At 39.2% G+C, this 19,115-nt stretch carries 19 protein-coding genes and 1 pseudogene; 15 read left to right on the forward strand and 5 right to left on the reverse strand.

Annotation, left to right across the window (positions count from 1 at the left end; all coding sequences use genetic code 11):
- Positions 1-13: 13 nt before the first annotated feature.
- The 11 genes from aroF to E6139_RS13665 all read left to right on the forward strand — a co-directional run bounded on the left by aroF (position 14) and on the right by E6139_RS13665 (position 12,386).
- Complete coding sequence (gene aroF, locus E6139_RS13615) at positions 14-1,054, forward strand: 3-deoxy-7-phosphoheptulonate synthase (RefSeq protein ID WP_316403616.1); 1,041 nt, start codon at positions 14-16, stop codon at positions 1,052-1,054.
- 16 nt (positions 1,055-1,070) lie between these two features.
- A complete protein-coding gene (gene aroB / locus E6139_RS13620) occupies positions 1,071-2,129 on the forward strand; it encodes a 3-dehydroquinate synthase (RefSeq protein WP_316403617.1) in 1,059 nt (352 codons plus the stop codon).
- A gap of 3 nt (positions 2,130-2,132) precedes the next feature.
- Entirely contained in the window at positions 2,133-3,293 is a 1,161-nt protein-coding gene (gene aroC, locus E6139_RS13625) for a chorismate synthase (protein WP_316403618.1), read from the forward strand.
- Between the two features lie 16 nt (positions 3,294-3,309).
- The gene (locus E6139_RS13630; protein WP_316403619.1) at positions 3,310-4,383 is read left to right on the forward strand and encodes a prephenate dehydrogenase; all 1,074 of its coding nucleotides are present in this window, start codon (positions 3,310-3,312) and stop codon (positions 4,381-4,383) included.
- A gap of 4 nt (positions 4,384-4,387) precedes the next feature.
- Complete coding sequence (gene aroA / locus E6139_RS13635) at positions 4,388-5,659, forward strand: 3-phosphoshikimate 1-carboxyvinyltransferase (protein WP_316403620.1); 1,272 nt, start codon at positions 4,388-4,390, stop codon at positions 5,657-5,659.
- 96 nt (positions 5,660-5,755) lie between these two features.
- Positions 5,756-6,265, forward strand: coding sequence for a shikimate kinase (locus tag E6139_RS13640; protein WP_316403621.1), 510 nt, complete (start codon positions 5,756-5,758; stop codon positions 6,263-6,265).
- Positions 6,265-7,113 (forward strand): prephenate dehydratase, encoded by an 849-nt coding sequence (gene pheA / locus E6139_RS13645; RefSeq protein WP_316403622.1) that lies wholly within the window; start codon positions 6,265-6,267, stop codon positions 7,111-7,113. The genes E6139_RS13640 and pheA overlap by 1 nt, the downstream gene beginning before the upstream one ends.
- 96 nt (positions 7,114-7,209) lie before the next feature.
- A complete protein-coding gene (locus E6139_RS13650; protein WP_316403623.1) occupies positions 7,210-8,394 on the forward strand; it encodes an LCP family protein in 1,185 nt (394 codons plus the stop codon).
- Positions 8,395-8,473: 79 nt separating this feature from the next.
- Positions 8,474-9,319, forward strand: a complete 846-nt coding sequence (locus tag E6139_RS13655) for a DegV family protein (protein WP_316403624.1) — start codon at positions 8,474-8,476, stop codon at positions 9,317-9,319.
- 332 nt (positions 9,320-9,651) lie between these two features.
- Positions 9,652-10,131: a DUF6530 family protein gene (locus E6139_RS13660; protein WP_049221548.1), complete on the forward strand. Its 480-nt coding sequence runs from the start codon at positions 9,652-9,654 to the stop codon at positions 10,129-10,131.
- A gap of 23 nt (positions 10,132-10,154) precedes the next feature.
- Entirely contained in the window at positions 10,155-12,386 is a 2,232-nt protein-coding gene (locus tag E6139_RS13665) for an AAA family ATPase (RefSeq protein ID WP_316403625.1), read from the forward strand.
- 106 nt (positions 12,387-12,492) lie between these two features.
- On the opposite strand, the gene E6139_RS13670 is transcribed toward E6139_RS13665, so the two are convergent.
- The 3 genes from E6139_RS13670 to E6139_RS13680 are packed head-to-tail and all read right to left on the reverse strand — an operon-like array spanning position 12,493 to position 14,343.
- A complete protein-coding gene (locus E6139_RS13670) occupies positions 12,493-13,032 on the reverse strand; it encodes a TIGR01440 family protein (protein WP_410470540.1) in 540 nt (179 codons plus the stop codon).
- Positions 13,033-13,054: 22 nt separating this feature from the next.
- The gene (locus E6139_RS13675; RefSeq protein WP_316403626.1) at positions 13,055-13,549 is read right to left on the reverse strand and encodes an ECF transporter S component; all 495 of its coding nucleotides are present in this window, start codon (positions 13,547-13,549) and stop codon (positions 13,055-13,057) included.
- Positions 13,546-14,343, reverse strand: coding sequence for a bifunctional hydroxymethylpyrimidine kinase/phosphomethylpyrimidine kinase (locus E6139_RS13680; protein ID WP_316403627.1), 798 nt, complete (start codon positions 14,341-14,343; stop codon positions 13,546-13,548). The genes E6139_RS13675 and E6139_RS13680 overlap by 4 nt, the downstream gene beginning before the upstream one ends.
- Positions 14,344-14,677: 334 nt before the next feature.
- Here E6139_RS13680 and E6139_RS13685 point away from each other — a divergent pair, with 334 nt between their 5' ends.
- The 4 genes from E6139_RS13685 to E6139_RS13700 all read left to right on the forward strand — a co-directional run bounded on the left by E6139_RS13685 (position 14,678) and on the right by E6139_RS13700 (position 17,582).
- Positions 14,678-15,301 carry an NAD(P)H-binding protein gene (locus E6139_RS13685; protein ID WP_316403628.1) on the forward strand — a complete coding sequence of 208 codons (624 nt, stop codon included), beginning with the start codon at positions 14,678-14,680 and terminating at the stop codon, positions 15,299-15,301.
- 312 nt (positions 15,302-15,613) lie between these two features.
- Positions 15,614-16,231, forward strand: a complete 618-nt coding sequence (locus tag E6139_RS13690) for a hypothetical protein (protein ID WP_316403629.1) — start codon at positions 15,614-15,616, stop codon at positions 16,229-16,231.
- 119 nt (positions 16,232-16,350) lie between these two features.
- Positions 16,351-17,013 (forward strand): HAD family phosphatase, encoded by a 663-nt coding sequence (locus E6139_RS13695; protein WP_316403630.1) that lies wholly within the window; start codon positions 16,351-16,353, stop codon positions 17,011-17,013.
- A 14-nt stretch (positions 17,014-17,027) separates the two neighbouring features.
- Entirely contained in the window at positions 17,028-17,582 is a 555-nt protein-coding gene (locus E6139_RS13700; RefSeq protein WP_316403631.1) for a GNAT family N-acetyltransferase, read from the forward strand.
- Between the two features lie 197 nt (positions 17,583-17,779).
- Here the strand turns inward: E6139_RS13700 and E6139_RS13705 are convergent, their stop codons facing one another.
- Positions 17,780-18,541, reverse strand: coding sequence for an ankyrin repeat domain-containing protein (locus E6139_RS13705; protein ID WP_316403632.1), 762 nt, complete (start codon positions 18,539-18,541; stop codon positions 17,780-17,782).
- Positions 18,542-18,568: 27 nt separating this feature from the next.
- Positions 18,569-18,957, reverse strand: a pseudogene (locus E6139_RS13710) (tautomerase family protein).
- Positions 18,958-19,115: the final 158 nt, after the last annotated feature.

Here is a 19,115-nt window from a genome sequence, read left to right on the forward strand (position 1 = left end):
GGAAGTTATTATTATGATCTTAATTATTAAAAAAGGGATTCAAGAATCAGAATTATCTCCTATCTTATCTCGTATTAAAGAAGAGGGTTTAGGTGTACAAATCAATCATGGGAAAGATCGTTTAGTACTTGGTCTACTAGGTGATCCAAAAATTATTCAAAATGTACCTTTCCAAGCATACAGTGTGGTTGAACGAGCAGTAGCTATTTCAAATACCTACAAAATCACTTCCAGAGAGTTTCATCCGCAAGATACAGTCGTTGATGTTGACGGCGTGAAAATCGGCGATGGCAGTTTCGTAACAATGGCTGGACCTTGTTCTGTTGAAGGCGAAGAACAAATCATGGAAACTGCTCGGATGGCAAAAGCTGGTGGCGCACAAATTCTACGTGGCGGAGCTTACAAACCTCGGACTTCTCCATACGCTTTCCAAGGATTAGGCGAGGAAGGATTGAAAATCATGCGTAAAGCTGCGGATGCACACGGCTTGAAAGTAATCACAGAGGTGATGGATGAAGCCCACATTGATGTTGTCTGTCAATACGCGGATATTATCCAAATCGGTGCCCGCAACATGCAAAATTTCCGTCTTTTAGAAGCGGTTGGTAAAACCGGAAAACCAATTGGGTTAAAACGGGGCATCTCAGGTACGATCCAAGAATGGTTGAACGCTGCAGAGTACATTGCAGTTCAAGGCAATTCAAACATTATTTTCATTGAACGCGGGATTCGGACTTACGAAACGGCGACTCGGAATACGTTTGATTTAAGTGCTGTTCCATTGATTAAGAAATTGAGTCACTTCCCAATCATTGTTGACCCAAGTCATGGTACTGGTGTATGGGATCTAGTTGCACCGATGGCACGGGCAGGAGTTGCAGCTGGGGCAGATGGAATGATCGTGGAGATTCATCCAGACCCATTACACGCTTGGTCAGATGGAGAACAATCATTGAATGAGAAAAATTACCTGCAAATGATGAGCGAAGTTGAGATTATGGTAGATGCGATGAAGAAAATCAAAGAATTAACTAAAGAAACGTCACTTATCTAGTCGGGAGGAGACCTTCATGGAAATTGTTTTACCAGATAAGAGCTATGAGATCATCGTAAAACGACACGGCTTAGATTCAGTTGGTGAATGGATTGCCTCACTTTGGCAAAATAAAAAAATCGCCATCATCAGCGATGAAAACGTCTTTCCAATCTACAGTGAGAAAATTCGCCAACAATTATCCGAATATGAGGTTTGTTATTACACGGTTCCAGCTGGCGAAAGCAGCAAATCATTAGAGATGGCAAATAATCTTTATGATTTTTTAGCTGATAACCAATTTACCCGCAGCGATGCAATCATCGCATTGGGTGGTGGGGTCGTTGGAGATTTGGCTAGTTTCGTCGCATCAACTTATATGCGAGGGATTGCTTTTGTACAGATTCCGACCTCTTTACTGGCTCAAGTCGATTCGAGTATTGGCGGGAAAACAGCCGTTAATTCTAGTAAAGCCAAAAATATGATTGGCACCTTTGCCCAACCAGATGGCGTTTTGATTGACCCAGAAACATTGAACTCTTTGCCGGAATTACGAGTACGAGAAGGAATTGCTGAAATCATCAAATGTGGTGCAATTAGTGATGCTTCACTATGGAAGGATCTTGAAAAACTAACAGGAATTCAAGATCTTCTGGAGCATAGTGAAGCGATTATTCAAAAAGCTTTACAGGTGAAGAAAACAGTCGTCGAGGAAGATGAATTTGATAATGGATCGCGTTTGTTATTAAATTTCGGCCACACAATCGGACATGCAATTGAAAATACCGCAGGATATGGAGTAATTAGCCACGGAGAAGCTGTGGCGATCGGAATGGTAAAAATATCCCAAATAGCTGAAGAAAAAGGACTATCTCCAGTAGGAATGACTGAAAAAATTAAGATGATGAATCAAAAATATCACTTACCAAACAAGTACCAGCCTTGGGAAGCTGAAAAATATTTCACTGCCATCACCCATGATAAAAAAGCACGAGGAGATAGCTTGAACATCATCTTACTAAAAGAAATTGGACAGGCCTACATTCAGAAAATCAATATGACAGAAATCAAAGACTTTTTAGTAGAAGGGAAGTAGTTTATGCGTTACTTAACAGCTGGAGAATCTCATGGACCAGAATTAACGACGATCATCGAAGGTGTTCCAGCCGGACTTACACTTTCCGTTGAGGCAATCAATCAAGAGTTGTCTCGCAGACAAGGTGGTTACGGGCGCGGCGGGCGTATGAAGATCGAAAAAGATCAAGTTCGAATTACATCTGGCGTTCGTCACGGCAAGACATTGGGCTCTCCAATTACCATGATCGTAGAAAACCGTGACTGGAAAAATTGGCAGAAAGTCATGTCCGTTGAGCCCGTCGAAGAAAAAGCGGAGAAATTACGGCGAGTAGCAAAACCACGACCAGGCCATGCTGATCTTGTTGGTGGCATGAAATACCATCACAGTGATCTGCGAAATGTCTTGGAACGGTCATCTGCTCGTGAAACAACGATGCGGGTTGCTGTGGGTGCCTTAGCGAAACAAATCCTTGCTGCTGTAGACGTCGAAATCGCCAGTCATGTAGCTGTACTTGGCGGAATTGAAGCAACTGTACCAGAAAAACTAAGTGTTAAGGAAATCCAAGCTAAAACAGCCGCCTCTGAAGTCAATATGGTGGATGTAACGGTAGAAGAATCCGTCAAAGAATTGATCGATCAAACCAAAAAAGCGGGAGATACCATCGGTGGAGTTGTGGAGGTACGAACTGATAACGTACCAGCAGGACTAGGAAGCTACGTTCAATGGGATCGCAAGCTTGATGGCAAGATCGCACAAATCATGCTAAGTATCAATGCCTTTAAAGGAGTTGAATTCGGCATCGGATTTGAAGCAGCTCATCAACCTGGCTCTAAAGTCATGGATGAAATTGTTTGGGACGATGGCTACAGCCGAACAAGCAATCATCTTGGTGGATTTGAAGGTGGGATGACTAATGGTGAGCAAATTATCGTTCGCGGTGTCATGAAGCCAATCCCAACATTATACAAGCCACTTATGAGTGTTGACATCGACACGAAAGAACCTTACAAAGCTAGTGTTGAACGTTCAGATAGTACTGCCGTTCCAGCTGCTTCAGTGGTAGCAGAACACGTCGTGGCAACCGTATTAGCGGATGAAATTTTAGAAAAATTCTCATCAGATACAATCGATGAGCTACAACAAGCAGTAGCAGAGTATCGTCAAGCTATCAAAAACTTTTAAGAGAGAGGGTGCGTCTATGAGAAAGAAAGTGTTCGTCTTAGGACTTGGTTTAATCGGTGCTTCACTTTGCAGAGCAATCAAACATCCATCTATCGAGTTGTTTGGCTGGGATTATTCAGAAGAAACCCGAGAAATTGCTCAAGAAGTCGAACTGGTGGATCAAATTGCTTCTATTGAAAGAGCACCTGAGATGGATGTCATTATTTTAGCCGTACCCGTCCTATCTACATTGCATTATTTACATGAGCTGGCGCGATTACCGCTACGGCAATCTGTAATCGTTACTGATACCGGGAGTACAAAAAACGAGGTTATGAGATTAGCGAAAACATTGCCATTTACCTTCATCGGCGGACATCCAATGGCGGGATCTCATAAATCAGGGGTTAAGGCGGGAAATCCAAATCTTTTTGAAGAAGCCTACTATATTTTAACACCGCCTGAAGGAACTGATGTAGAACCCTTAATCGAACTGCTAGAACCAACGCGAGCAAAATTTGTTGTGATTGAACCAGACTCCCATGATGAAATCGTTGGTGTGTTAAGTCATTTACCACACATCGTGGCATCTGGTTTGGTAAAAATGAGTGATCAGTTAACAGAAACTCACCCGCGAGCAACACAGCTTGCTGCCGGAGGATTCCGTGATATTACTCGGATCGCTTCCTCAGATCCGCAAATGTGGACGGATATCCTATTAACAAATCGTGAGATCTTATTGGAATTAATCTCAGGATGGCAGGCAGAAATGTCCAAGATACATGAAAGCTTATTGCAGGAAGATCAGCCTGCAATTTATGACTTTTTCAGTCAGGCTAAACATTCCCGGGATCTTTTGCCAACTAAAGATCGTGGTGTCATTCCAGCGTTCTATGATCTGTATGTTGATATTCCAGATATTGCAGGCGCAATTGCGAAAGTGATGACACTCATCAGCGAAGCGAATATCTCAATTATAAACTTAAAAATTCAAGAAACTCGTGAAGATATCTTTGGTGTTTTAGAGCTCTCATTTAAAAATCAAGCGGACTTGGAAAAAGGGCAAGCTTTAATAGAAGAAGCGGATTTTCGTTGTCGCAGAAGGAGTTGAACAAATGAAACTATTAAAAACAAAAGCAGGATTAACTGGAGAGTTGACTGTCCCAGCAGATAAATCTATATCGCATCGCAGTATCATGTTCGGCGCAATTAGTCATGGAAAGACGACTGTTCATAATTTTTTGAGAGCTGAGGATTGTCTGAGTACAGTTGCTGTTTTTAAAGCCCTTGGTGTCACCGTTCATGATGATGGCACAGATATTATTGTTGAAGGCAAAGGATTTGACCAGCTTCAAGCGCCAAATAATATGCTAGATGCTGGTAACTCTGGTACTACACTACGTTTGGTGCTGGGAATCTTAGCAGGACAACCATTTAATTCGAAAATCGCAGGAGACGCGTCTTTGAATCGCCGTCCAATGGAACGAGTGATGGGACCATTGCGAAAAATGGGAGGGAATCTTCAAGGAAAAACCGGAGGTGAATTTCCACCTATTGAAGTACAAGGAAGCGAGCTATCTGGTATTACTTATGAAATGACAATCGCAAGTGCGCAAGTAAAATCCGCGATTTTGTTCGCTGCATTACAAGCCGATGGTTTGACCACGATTATTGAGAAAGAAAAGTCACGCAATCATACAGAAGAAATGATCAAACAATTCGGCGGGGAAATTTTAGTAGAAGATAAAACAATCACCGTATCCGGAGGACAGAAGTTAACAGGTCAGGAAGTAACTGTTCCGGGCGATATCTCCTCCGCTGCCTTTTACCTAGTAGCAGCAACTCTATTACCAGAAAGTGACCTTCGATTGAATCATGTCGGGGTAAATCCAACACGTACTGGAATTTTAGATGTTCTAGCGGAGATGGGGGCTGATATTCAACACGTTGCATTAGATAAAAAAAATCAGGCAGCCGATCTGTTAATTAAAACAGCCGCACTTAAAGGTACAGAGATCGGCGGGGAAATCATTCCACGCTTGATTGATGAATTGCCAATCATTGCTTTAGCGGCAACTCAAGCAGAAGGAACAACTGTGATTCGTGATGCGCAAGAACTGAAAGTCAAGGAAACGAATCGGATTGACGCAACTGCTCTGGAGTTAAACAAATTAGGAGCCAACATTGAAGCAACTGACGATGGAATGATTATCCATGGTCCAACCCCTTTACATGGAGGAGTCGTTGATAGTCACGGGGATCATCGCATTGGAATGATGCTACAGATTGCGGCGCTACTAACAGATGAGACTGTCGAGTTGAACAATCCTGAAGCTATTAATATTTCTTATCCGGATTTTTTTACTGATTTGAGCTCATTGATCTAGCTGTGTTAAAAATAGTTCACAATGAAATATCAATCGAGTCATTGGTATAAATAGTATATGGCACATTACAAGTATCTTCAAAAAGGAGAATGTTTTATGGAATCAATCGTCTTGATCGGTTTTATGGGAGCCGGAAAAACAACAATTAGTAAAGAACTTGCCACTACGTTAAACACGCATTCAGTAGATATGGACGATGTCTTAGTCGAACGAATCGGCCAACCAATCAGCGACTATTTTGATGATCATGGAGAAGCATCATTCCGTGAGCATGAGACTAATCTCTTGAAAGAAGCGTTAAATGAGGACTCAGTCATCGCTACTGGTGGTGGAGTAATTTTGCAAAAAGAAAATCAAGAAGTCCTATCAGATAAACTGGTGGTTTATTTAAAAGCTGACGCGAACATTCTCGTAAAACGGATTCGTGAAGATAAAATTAATATTCGACCACTAGCAATCAAAAATGATGACGGCGATCTAAAACGATTGTTCTTTTCAAGAGAAAAACTCTATGAGAAACTTGCAAAAATCACTGTGGATACTTCAGAGAAAACACCAAAGGAGATTGTCAACGAAATCATCCAACAGGTTGAGGTTGTATCCTAATGAAAGTTGGTTATTTAGGACCTAGAGGGTCATTCACCTACAGTGCGGCAACCAATTTTTTTGATGACAGTGTTTTGTTTCCTTATGAGTCCTTAACTGCACTGCTAGAAGAACAAAGAAAAGGAACACTAGATTATTGTGTCGTTCCAATCGAAAATACAATCGAAGGCTCTGTGCTGCCAACATTAGATTTGATTTTCCAAACACTGCCAACGATTCAAGCTGAAATTGTTTTGCCGATTCAACAACAGCTAATGGTTCATCCTGCACATGCGGATAGCTGGCAAGAAACAGAATTGATCTGCAGTCACCAGCAAGCTTTGGCACAATCACAGGTATTTTTAATGAATCACTTCCCGACTGTTAACATTGAACAAATGGGCTCGACTGCTCAAGGTGCCCAAAAAGTAGCCGATCATCCCGATAAAAGATATGCCGCAATTGGCTCAAGAGATGCGGCAGAACAATTTGGACTAACAATCGTGCAGGAAAATATCCAATCAATCGGTGAGAATGAGACGCGGTTTTGGGTGTTAGGCGGAATTCCAGTAGAAGGAAACTTAATTCAGGGGAAAAATAAAGCAACGGTGCTTTTTGATCTGGCAGCCGATCACCCAGGAGCGCTGTATCAGTGTTTAGCAATTTTTGCGTCAGAGAAAATCAATCTGACTAAAATCGAATCTCGTACCCAAAAAACTAAACTGGGGGAATACTTCTTTATTATTGATTTAGAAACACCAGAAGCTGGAAAACTACAAAAAGTTTTGCAGCAATTTAAAGAGCAAAACTTTACGGTCACGCTGATCGGAAATTACCCTACCTATATTCCAAACGTTAGAAAATCTTAGTGGTTAAGGTTTTCTAATTTTTTTGGTGAAAAATAAGACAAAGTCCAGATGATTTGCTATTTTAATAATAATAGTAACGAGATGAAGAGGTGCACTATGAGCCGGATGGATAAATATAAGAAGATCCACGAAGAGAGTCAGAAGGAAGAGAAAAAACCTTTTGGCTTTCGTCGTGAGATGAAGAAAGATGAACAGGTAGAACCAGAGAAACCTACGTACAAAGAAACTAGTTACGAAGAGCCCAAAAAAACGTATCAAGAACCTGAAGAAGAGTTTTACTATGAAGATCATTATCAGGAGCCAAAGAAAAAACGATTCAATTTTAAACTTCCTGCATTTAAAAATCCATTTAAACGAAAACCAAAGAATCCATATGAACAAAAAACAAAGAAAAAGCGCAGCTGGAAAAGAATCCTAGTCATGATTTTGATCGCGCTTCTAAGCTATTCTGTAGTTGCTTTTGGTGTGGGAAATTTTGTTGCAAAGCATGATTCTTCGATGCCGAAAATGGAAACCCAAGAATTTAATGGAGCAGCTTCAGAAAATGGTACAAAAAATATATTGCTTTTAGGGAGTGACACACGGGACAATATTAGTGGTCGGTCAGATTCCATGATGGTGCTGCAGGTCGATGGTCGAGGAAAACCCAAATTAGTTTCTTTCATGCGGGACATGTACGTTAACATACCAGGTGTCGGAGAAAATAAACTGAATGCGGCTTATGCTTATGGCGGGGCTGATCTAGTTCGTCAAACGTTGAAGGAGAACTTTGGCATTGATTGTCGTTATTATGCGATGGTGGATTTCCAGACTTTCGAAAAGGGAGTGGACGCTCTATTTCCACGAGGGGTCCAGATTGATGCTGAAAAAGATATGAGTGCTTATATTGATGAACCAATCACTAAAGGACCACAGCGAATGAATGGTCACACACTTTTGAATTACGCTCGTTTCCGGATGGATGAAGAAGGCGACTTCGGTCGTGTTCGGAGACAGCAGCAAGTGATGCAATCGGTCTTCAGTCAACTAAAAAATCCGCTGGTTCTTTTAAGAGGACCGTACGCTGCCGGTAAAATTTGGGGGTACTTGTCGACAGATATGCCAAATACTTTTATTTTGGGTAATTTGTTTGGTTTCGCCAAAGCTGTAGGGGGAATCGACCGTTTGACTTTGCCAGTCGATGGCTCATGGTCCTATATCGATACAGCGAATGCCGGCAGTGCTCTAGCCGTTGATACAAACCAGAATGCACAAGCTGCTCAAGAGTTTTTAGGGAAGTAGTGGGAATTTGATTCCCATGATTCTAGGAATATGCTATATTATAATTATTGTAAATTTTGATTGAAACGAGGAAGCAATTATGAAATTAGCGATCGTAACAGATAGTACCGCATATCTGAATGAACGCATACGCAATCATAAAGATCTATTTATCATCCCAATTCCGGTCATCATTGATGATCAGCCTTTTGAAGAAGGTGTAGATATCGGTTATGAAGAGTTTTATCAGAAGCTGAAAAGTAGCAAAGACTTCCCAAAAACTTCACAACCAGTACTTGGAGAAGTTTACCAGTTGTATCGCTCAATCAAAGAGCAAGGGTATGATACTGTTATCAGTATTCATTTATCTGAAGGAATTTCTGGATTTGTGCGTACGTTGACAGCCATAAAGGAAGATATCGAAGGACTGCAAGTCATTCCTTACGATTCGAAAATAACTAGTGTTCCAATGGGCTATATGGTAGAAAAAGCACTAGAAATGAGCGATGAAGGAAAATCTTTGGATGATGTATTAACCGCGATTGACGAAATTCGTGATACGACCAACGCTTATATCATAGTTGATGACCTAGACAACTTAGTTCGCGGCGGACGTTTGACGAATAGCGCAGCAATTATTGGTGGATTATTAAAAATCAAACCGATCCTTACTTTTGAGGATGGCAAAATTGTTTTAGCTGAAAAGATTCGTTCATTGAAGAAAGCTTTGCAGCGTACGGAAGAAATTATCGAGGAACGCCGTCTAGCAAATAATAATGACCTGCGAATCTTCGTAATTCACGGCAATAACCCTGAATTGGCTCAACAAGAGTATGATAAGCTAAGCCAAAAATATCCAGACGCAACAATCGATGTTGGAACATTTGGCCCAGTAATCGGCACTCATCTAGGTGATAAAGCAATCGCACTAGGCGTCGCAAGATAGTTTTAGTAATTGATTGTAAAGCATTTAATAAAAATACATTACGAAATGAAAGCCGAACAGGTATATTACTTTCCATTCAGAAAGGGTGTGCCTGTTCGTTTTTTTGACTCCATTTTGAACGTTTAAATGAAACACCGTATGTTTAACCAATACTGGGATAAAGCAGTTTAGTTTGATGATGCACGCGACGAAAAGATCACTTTTTTTGAAGGCTTAAAAAATGAAACCATTAATAGAAGTTAGTTGCAAAAATTGATTTTATTTCGTATTCTTTTTTCATTAGTAGTTTAGTAATTTACTAGATTAGTAAACATAACTAGGAGGAATAAAATATGAAAATACCAACAAATTTGAAGCATAAACCAGTCTTCTTAGTCGAAGATTACGATAAAATTGATGGACATCATGCATGGGATAGTGACGCAAAAGGTCTAACATTGGGTTTGGCACAATGGAATGATCGAGGACGTGTCGATATCTCAGGCAAAGTTTGGCGCCATACTGGAGAAAAGTGGTCGCGTCAATCAGAGGAATTACCAATCACTCGTATCTTAGACTTAGCGATTTTAGTTGCGCAATCAAGTATTTACCTGCAAGATGCTTATCGTTATGAAAAATTCTATGATCCAGAAAATCCTAAAGTAGAGATCATTGGTTTGCAGGGCGGTAGAATGGAAGTTCAAGTAGATACCGAAAATCCAAAGATCGATGAAGATATCATTTTATTCAATGATACGATGAATAAAGATGGCGATTTGATCGCACAACGATACCGTACGTTGAAACGTCTTTTAGATGAACTAGGTTATTAAGTCATATTCGGAGGTGAGAAAAGATGAATCAACCTTTTGTCGTAACAGAAGGACGAACATTTACAAAAGTTGAAGAGCAAATGATCTGGCGTAAACCGGCTAGTCATAAAACAAGTCAAGAAGAACTGAGAATCGCGACAGAGATCAAAAATAATTGGCTGGATCCTGAAATGAAGATTATGAATGTCTTATTAGAAGGCGATGCTGGTTCTGGTAAGACCCAACTTGCACGAGCACTGTCTGATGATCTACAGCTGCCATATACTAAAGTGACTTGTTTTGCTGATATGGATAAGACAGATGTGTTTGGTGCCCTATTACCAGTAGTAACCGCGGATGATAGCGATGATCAGGAATTACTAGAAGCGATTTATCAGACGGACTCGTTACAAGACGTTCTCACAGTGATCGAAAATCACTTTCAGATCGATGCTTTTGAAGCAAAAGAACGTTTAAGTAAGTTGATTGAGCGAATTGATCAGGATGAGAATTCAACGATCGTCGAATATAAGTTTTACCCTTCAGAGATCGTTCGAGCAATGCAAAAAGGTTATTTGCTGGAAATCCAGGAACCGACTGTTATTCGCGATGCCTCCGTACTGGTTGCTTTGAACTCAGCTTTGGAACCAAATGGTTTGTTAAACATACCGACGGGGATCATCCGCCGTCATTCTGATTGCGTTGTAATCATCACAACGAATCGTAATTATCAAGGAAATCGACCATTGAATGAATCTTTACGTGATCGAGTTCAGCATGCGGAAAAAATGGATCTTCCGACAATTGATGTGATGATCGACCGAGCAATTGCTAAAACCAACTTTACTGATCGAGATTATCTAGAAGTAATGGCGAAAATAATTCAGTTGTTGGATGAAACAGCTAAAGCAAATGCGATTAAAGGGGTCGCGGGTATGCGTTCATATTTCTTTTGGGCAAATAGCTTGAAACAAGGACAAGATCCTTTAGAAAGCATTTTTCCGAAGGTTTTGTATAAATTGACCACAGATGAAACTGAACTGAAAATACTGCAGGATGCTCTAGAACAAAGTAGGCTGCTCACAGAACTTCAACAAGTGAAGAACCAACAAAAATTTAATCAAGGCAGAAAAATTAGTCACGCTGAAGCAGACCAACGTAATATTTTAGAAGAAGCTGAAAATGCTACATTAAAAAGCGAAATTTTCGAGACAGAAACTTCCACTGAAAATGAAGATTCTGACTTAACTGAAGAAGCTTCTAATAATGAAAAGCAGCCAGAAGCTGCAACGATTGATGATGAAGCGACCAGAAGCGATTCCGAAGCTGAAAGTACAACTGCTTCACTGGACGAAGAAGAAAAGATCGGATCAGCCATGTCATTAGACGAAATGACCGAGATTGATAAATCCAAGCGTAAAGAACTCAATCGTGAGATTCGTGAAACTCTAAAGGATACGATCCACGCAAAAGAGGGAACAATTCTTCATCGGCCGGTTATCAATGAGACAGCCATCAAAAATGGGCAAGAGTTAACGCAAAAGGTTCTACCTGAGGTTGAAAGTCTGAGTCGAGTGATCAATGATCTATTAAATAAAGAAGTCAGTAATGATTTTTCTAGCGGAAAGTATTATGGTGCTCGTTTTAACCCGAGCCACGTAGCTTATGGCGATTTGCGGAATTTCGATAAGAAAAATCCACCAAGTGAACAGCCATCTTTAGCATTGGCAGTGAGAGTCGATGAGTCAGGTTCAATGTTACGAGATGATCGTATCCAAAATGCCAAGTTAGCAGCTGTAGCCCTAAGCTTGTTTGCCGAAAAAACAAGTATCCCTTTAATGCTTTATGGCGATTCAGCCGATCTCAGTCAACGAGAAAAAACTTCTATCTATTCGTATAAAGAATTCGACGATAGCTATGATTTCATGGCAGCTAAACTTTCTACGATGAAACCACGGCAAAATAATCGGGACGGTGTTCCGTTACGTTTGCTAGCGGAAAAACTTAGCCAGCAAGCTGCTGATACGAAAGTACTATTGTCCATCAGTGATGGACAGCCGAAAGCCTTGCCGGATTATACTGGAGAAAAAGCCAAGCAAGATATCCAGAATGTTTTGGCTGACTATGAGAGAAAAGGAATTCTTTTCATCGCTTGTGCCATCGGCGAAGACAAAGAACAGCTGCGGTCATTATATGGTGAGAATAACTTCGTAGATATTTCAGATATCTCAACATTGCCTCAGCAATTACTACAACTAATTGCTCGGTTCGTTTAAATAAAAAAGGCGAACGTCCATACACTTTCCTATTTGGAAAGAAATACGGGCGTTCGCTTTCTTTTTGTAAAGTTTCTATCGAAATTTCTTTATGATTATTTTTGATCTAATAAGTCGCACGAGGACCGCCAACATATTTTGGTCGACTCCGCAAAGCGGTGACATGCGCACCGCCAAGTTCCTTAATTGATGGACGCACAGGAACCTGCACATATTTTACGTGCATGCCAATTGAAGTATCGCCGATATCAATTCCAGCTTGTGCAACGATATGCTCAACTTCAACGGGATCAGCGAACTGTTCAAAAGCAGCTACGGAACAAGAGCCACCAGCGTGCAAAGCAGGCTTGACTGAAACAATTTCCCAATCTTTTTTCTCAGCAATCTCTTGCTCAACTACTACAGCACGATTGATATGCTCACAGCCCTGAACACCTAGATATATTTTTTTGGGATCAAGGATTGATTTCAATGTCTCGATCACCCATTGGCCGACTTCTTGACTAGAATTTTTACCGATCGTACCGCCGACAATTTCACTTGTGGTACAGCCGAGTACGAAAACATCGCCGGCTTTAAGATTTGCTTCATTTAGCACATCATTGACGATCGTTGTTAGATCTTGTTGAATTTTTTCTTTTTCCATTCGAATGACTTCTTTCTGTTTACTATTTATATTGAGGATGGCGTAAGACTCTCTGCAAAGCATGGAAAAGAGGGACTGTCACCGCGATACCGAAAATATTTTGAACGAGATTGCTTGGCAATGAAGCCAAACCTGCTGGCCAGCCGAATAGCAAGGCCGTCGCTAAGGTATAACCAATAATCATAAAGAGACTAGCAAATATAAATCCAAAGGTAAGACCCTTTTTATTTGGATGCTTATTATAAAGATAACCTAAAATCAATCCTTGGATACCATGAATAATAATCGAAAAAATTGCCCACTCAGGATAACCAGAGATCAAATCAATTAAACCGCCACTTAAAGCACCGACTAGAAAGCCGCCAGTTGGACCAAAAAGCATAGCGGAGGCATAAATTCCAACTTCACATAATGTCACGAATCCCTTGGTTGCTGGAATAGGGATGATAAACAAGATCGAAAGTGTTACAGTTAATGCAACCATCATTGCTATTTTTGTCATTTCTCTCGTTTTCATGTTCTAACCTCCGTCTTTATGCTATCCCCAAACCAAACATTTCCTTCGCCATTGCTTAAAACAATTCCGTTCTTAATTCCTTGATACACATATTCTTTACTATCATGAATTGCTGAAAGCAAATCCTTCCCTAAAATAAGATTTGATGTAATAGCAGAAGCAAATGAACAGCCAGCCCCATTGATCGATACATTTGTCAGTTTTGGCTTGGAGAAGTATTCAAAATGGTCACCATCGTAGAATAGGTCGGATGCCAGATCACCGGAAAGCCTTTCTCCACCTTTTATAACAACGGATTTAGCGCCGAGAGCGAAGATCTTTTGAGCAGCTTGCTCCATCTCGGCTAGGTTGGTGATTTTTTGCTGACTTAAGATTTCGGCTTCCTTTAAGTTCGGTGTAATGATCGTAGCATAAGGAAACAATTCGATTAATTTCGTTCGATATGTAGCGCTGTAAACGCGATCAGTCTCTTTAAAAGCCATGACTGGATCCAAGACAATTGGTCCAACAAAATCCCGTAGAAAATCCTTAACGATTTCAAGAGAGTCTAGCTGATGCACCAATCCGATCTTTATACCATCCAAAGAAAGACCTTCTTTAATGGTAGCCAATTGGTCACTTAAAAGATTAGAGGGCAAATCATTAATCCTAAACTGATCATCTTTTATTACCGCAATACAAGTAATGGCGGTCAAACCAAATAAGTGGTAGTTCTCAAATGTTTTCAAGTCTGATTGCAGACCCCCACCTGCTAAAGTATCAGAACCTGCGATAGTTAACGCTGTTCTTGTCATAGAAAAACTCCTCATTCTATTTAAAGCCTTTTTCTTATAATTGAAAAAGCTCGATTTTAAAACGATGTTAGAGTGTATAAAGCTGAATCACTTATAATATATTCGCCTGTACCTCATTTCTTTGATTGCCATTAAGCATAAAGAGAAAAGATTGAGGGCTGTTCTTTTGATTATCATTCCTAATCAATATTGTTAATGATTCTTATTATAAAGTTGCGAAATAAAAAGAAAACAGCCAATTGGTTGTTTTCTATCTCATCCAATTCCGAGTGAAAATAGTTGTTCCTTCAGAATAAATGCGGTAGCATATCCAATGAGAAAGGGGCTCGTTATCATGAAAATATTTATCGCTGGAGCAACTGGCAGAGTGGGCGAAGAGCTAATCAAAAACTTAGTCGAAAAAGGGCATACTATTTATGCAGGCGCACGTCGTGACAAAGATATTGCAGGAAACGAATCAGTCACACCAGTTCATTTAGATCTTCACGGCACAATAGACGAGATCGCAGACACATTGGCAGATGCCGAAGCAGTTTATTTTGTTGCTGGATCAAGAGGCATGGATTTACTACAAACAGATTTGTTTGGTGCTGTTAAACTGATGCAGGCTGTTGAACAGAAGGGGATCAAGCGCTACATTCACCTAAGTTCATTATTTGCTTTACAACCTGAAAAATGGAGAGGGACACTAACTGATTATAATATCTCAAAATTTTTCTCCGATAATTGGCTGATCGATAGAACGAAGTTGGACTATACAATCCTTCAACCAGGAAGCTTGAAAGAAATACCAGGAAGCGGAAAAATAACTACTGACATCACTGAAGTATCAGAAAATTCGATTGAAAATGTTGCGGCTGTTTTAGCAGAATTACTTAGTCAAGATAACACCATAAAAAAAGTAATTCTTATGGGAGATGGTGAAACACCCATCGAAGAAGCAGTAAAGAAAATATAAAAAAAATGGTCCACTCGACGAGAATCCTAGTCTGAGTGGATTTCTCTTTTCTTAATTCAGACACGGCGAAAAATATTAAATAATTTCTTAGTCTTTCTACTAACTTAATGATAAAATAGAGACTGCCGAACAGAGAATTCCGTGATTAAGGATGTCAGTTCAACTTCTCACAGTTCGATGAGAAGAGAGAGCTTTTACAAAGATTGATTAAGACTTCAGCGCGAACCCTTTAGTTGAATGATAAACGACATTCGAATCGTACTAATTTTTCCTTGAAAAATTAATTCATTATTACGAATAAGGAGAAACCTTATGAATCTTCAAAATATCCATGATCTTAGAATCGAAGAGGGGGTTCAAATGATCAGAAAAAGGAAAATTACGAAATATTATATAAAAGAGCAAGGCTTCGCCAAGAAAGAAGCACAGGAGACAGCCAAAAAAACACAGTCAGAGTTTGCTGAAGCTCGAAGACTTTATCTCGCTTTGTTTTACGAAGCCAAACCAGTATTCGCCGACCGCAATGAAAAAGAGAAGGTGTTGAGAGTTTATCAGGTTTTCAGTTTTCTCGCTTTGATTTGCTTTGTTATTTGGTTATTTAGTAACGGATATCTAAATGGCTCGAATGTGACCGATAACTTTCTTTTAATTGCCTTAGTGATCAATTTTGCTATCATTAGTTATTTTGATGAAAAAATAACCGAGCGAATCCATGTGCGAAAAACAAAAGAGCTTTTGCGGCATGAACCAGATGCGATAGCCAAACTGGCTCAAGTCGAGGAAATTAAACGTAATATTTTTCGTGCCGAGCATCGGGGAATCAAATTGGTTGAAGAGCAAAAAGAAGAAGCAGCTAAGAATCCAGAAACTTCATCGAAGGTAATTACTATTGAAAAAATTAAAGCATTTCGCGGAAAAATCAAAAAATAGCCAACTGCGTTTAAGGAAAGCGTGATTGGCTATTTTTGTTTTCAATCATAAAGTAAGTTGCTTTTTCTCAAATGCTTTGCAATAATTCATTTTATAGATAGGTAAAGGGGGAGGCATTAATGATCAAAGCAATTGTTTTTGATATGGACGGAGTTATCGTTGATACAGAATTTCAAGATTTCAGAATCCAGCAAGAGTTTATAAAAAAAGAAAATCCCGCGATTAATACACATGAGACTGAATTTAGCGAATTGATCGGTCAATCATACGAGATGCTTTATCGAACGCTAAGAAAATTTATCGGCAGCAATGATACACTGACAATTATTAAGGAACGATTTGAAGCGTATAATGAGACTGCTTATAAATCAATTAATTACCAGCAGCTATTCCGCAAAGATATTCTTTTGATCTTGAATTGGGCCAAAGTCAATAATATTTTGCTAGCGGTCGCTTCATCTTCAACACATGAGCATATCCTCGAAGTTTTGAAATCCTGCGAGATTAAAGATTACTTTGATGTAATTTACAGCGGTGAATTTGTTGAGGAAAGCAAACCAAATCCAACCATTTATCTAAACACATTAAAAAAATTGGCTGTGAAACCAAATGAGGCGATAGCAATTGAAGACTCATTTTACGGAATCAGCGCTGCAAAGGCAGCAGGTATCCCAACAATTGCATATGAAGAGACACGTGCAGTAATCGACCAAAGCGCCGCAGACTATTTAGCTGTTGATATGGTAGAAATTTATCATCTCATCCAGACTTTAAATAGATAATAGGAGAGTGGAGTATGTTTGAAAAGGACCCGTTCATTTTCAAAAAAATATCCCTTGATGACTTTAATTTTTTGAAAAGTATTCTTCAGGATGAAGAACTAATGAAGCTTGGTTGGGGAAAAACTTATTGTGATCTTGAAGTAAAAGGGTGGATTAATAAAATCATTCAGCAATATGACAGTTACGGCTATAGCTATTTCATTGTTGAAGAAGCTGATAATAAAAGAATACTGGGAATTGCTGGTATCATCAAAACCACAATTAATTCAGCTACATTAAATGAAATCGCATACATTGTAAAAAAAGACTATCAGGGCTTAAGCTACGGAACCAAAATTGTTCATCAGATCGTTGATTTAGCATTTGATAATTTCAATTTGCCGCAAATCGTTGCACAATTTATTCCTGAGAACATTGCGTCAAAAAAAATTCTTGAAAAAAATGGTTTTACATACGAATTTAGCTATCAGCGTAATCAAAATGGATTGCTGAAAGATCATTTGGTTTATCAATTGAAAAATCAATCTCTGAGTGAAGATAAAAAGATTATGCGGAATAATGAATTTTAATCAAAATCTGAGGAATTATACGTAAATTCAGATAAACTAAGTAAACTAAAATTAATACAAAGATCATCCGATTTAAAGTGATAATCGGAATGGTTTTTAACTATTCAGCTTTTGTTAATGTATATTATGTAAACTAAAATAAAAAATTTAAAGGAGCTCTACTGATAAGCTCCTTATTTGTGTTTCTACCTTTTTATCTATGATTTTTCTTGCAACATCTTAGAAATGTTTCCATAACCAAGTTCATTCGCATAATCTTTTGCTGATTTTCCATAATTATCGACAATGTTTGGATCTGCGCCGTGATTAAGTAATTCAGCGACTATATCTTGGTAAACTTGCGAACCGTCTCTTAATGCAACAGCTTCAATTAACGCTGTATAGCCGTAATCATTTTGATGATTGACATCTACGCGACCATCCATTAAAAGAATTTTTACATTTTCAAGATGACCTTTTTCTGCTGCAGGAATCAACGCATTTCCGCCAAAGCGGTTCGTAATTGCTTGATTTGGCGTACTTTGCGCTAACATATAGGATAAAATCTCCGTTCGGCCTTCAGCTCCCGCAAACAAATATGGGCTATCCTGAATATTATCTTGTTGATTAACATTTGCACCGGCATCAATCAACTTTTTAGCGAGTTCAACTTGATTATTATGAACGGCAATCATTAAAGGCGTTTCTGCTTTTTCGTTCACTTCGTCTATTTGATACGATTTATCTTTAAGAATCTCCTCTGCTTTTTTTAGATCGTTTGCTGAAGCCGCTTGCAGCAAACTTCCTGACGGGTAAGTCACAGTACTCTCCTCCTTCGTCTGTTTTATACTAGATGTGTCAGATGTTCTCGAGCTAGATTGATTTATCGAAGAAGTATCCACTGATTCATTATTTTTTTGATTGAGCTGACAGCCACTAAAAATAAGTAGACACATTGCTGCGATAATGATTTTTTTCATAATTTCCCACCTCAGATATCTTAATTCTTATAACTCTCCGGTCAAGAACTGCGCACGTCCAAAACCAAAGCTCCAATCTTCATCAGTGTTCACTGTAAGATTGATCATGATATCTTCAATGCGAATACCTAATTGTTCGTTTAATTCTTTGACTAGTTCTGAATAAAAGTTTTGTTTTTCCTCAGTAGTTCGCGGACGTGTTACTAAACTGAAGACAATTACTTGATCCGTTCGTTCAAAAGCTAGTCCCGTATCAAGGATTTGCATTCGTAGGGCTCATGTTGAGTAACTAGTTGATAGCGATCTCCATTTGGTGCATGAAAGGCCTTTAGCATGACCTGGTATGAAATATCTAAAATTTGCTTGATTTCATCTTCAGAGCGTCCTTTGATCATATCGATTTTCATTAATGGCATGGGTCATTCCTCTTTTCATTTTTTGTAATTATAGCATTCAAGAAATGATTCAGCAGTAAAGACAACTTCTAGGTTAAATAAGAATCATTTTAGCTCATCACCTGTGTTTATTAAGAATTATTTATATTCTATTAGATAACTAATAGAAAAGCTGGTAT

This window comes from Enterococcus sp. (assembly GCF_032555305.1).
In the GTDB taxonomy this organism is placed as follows: Bacteria; Bacillota; Bacilli; order Lactobacillales; family Enterococcaceae; genus Enterococcus_A.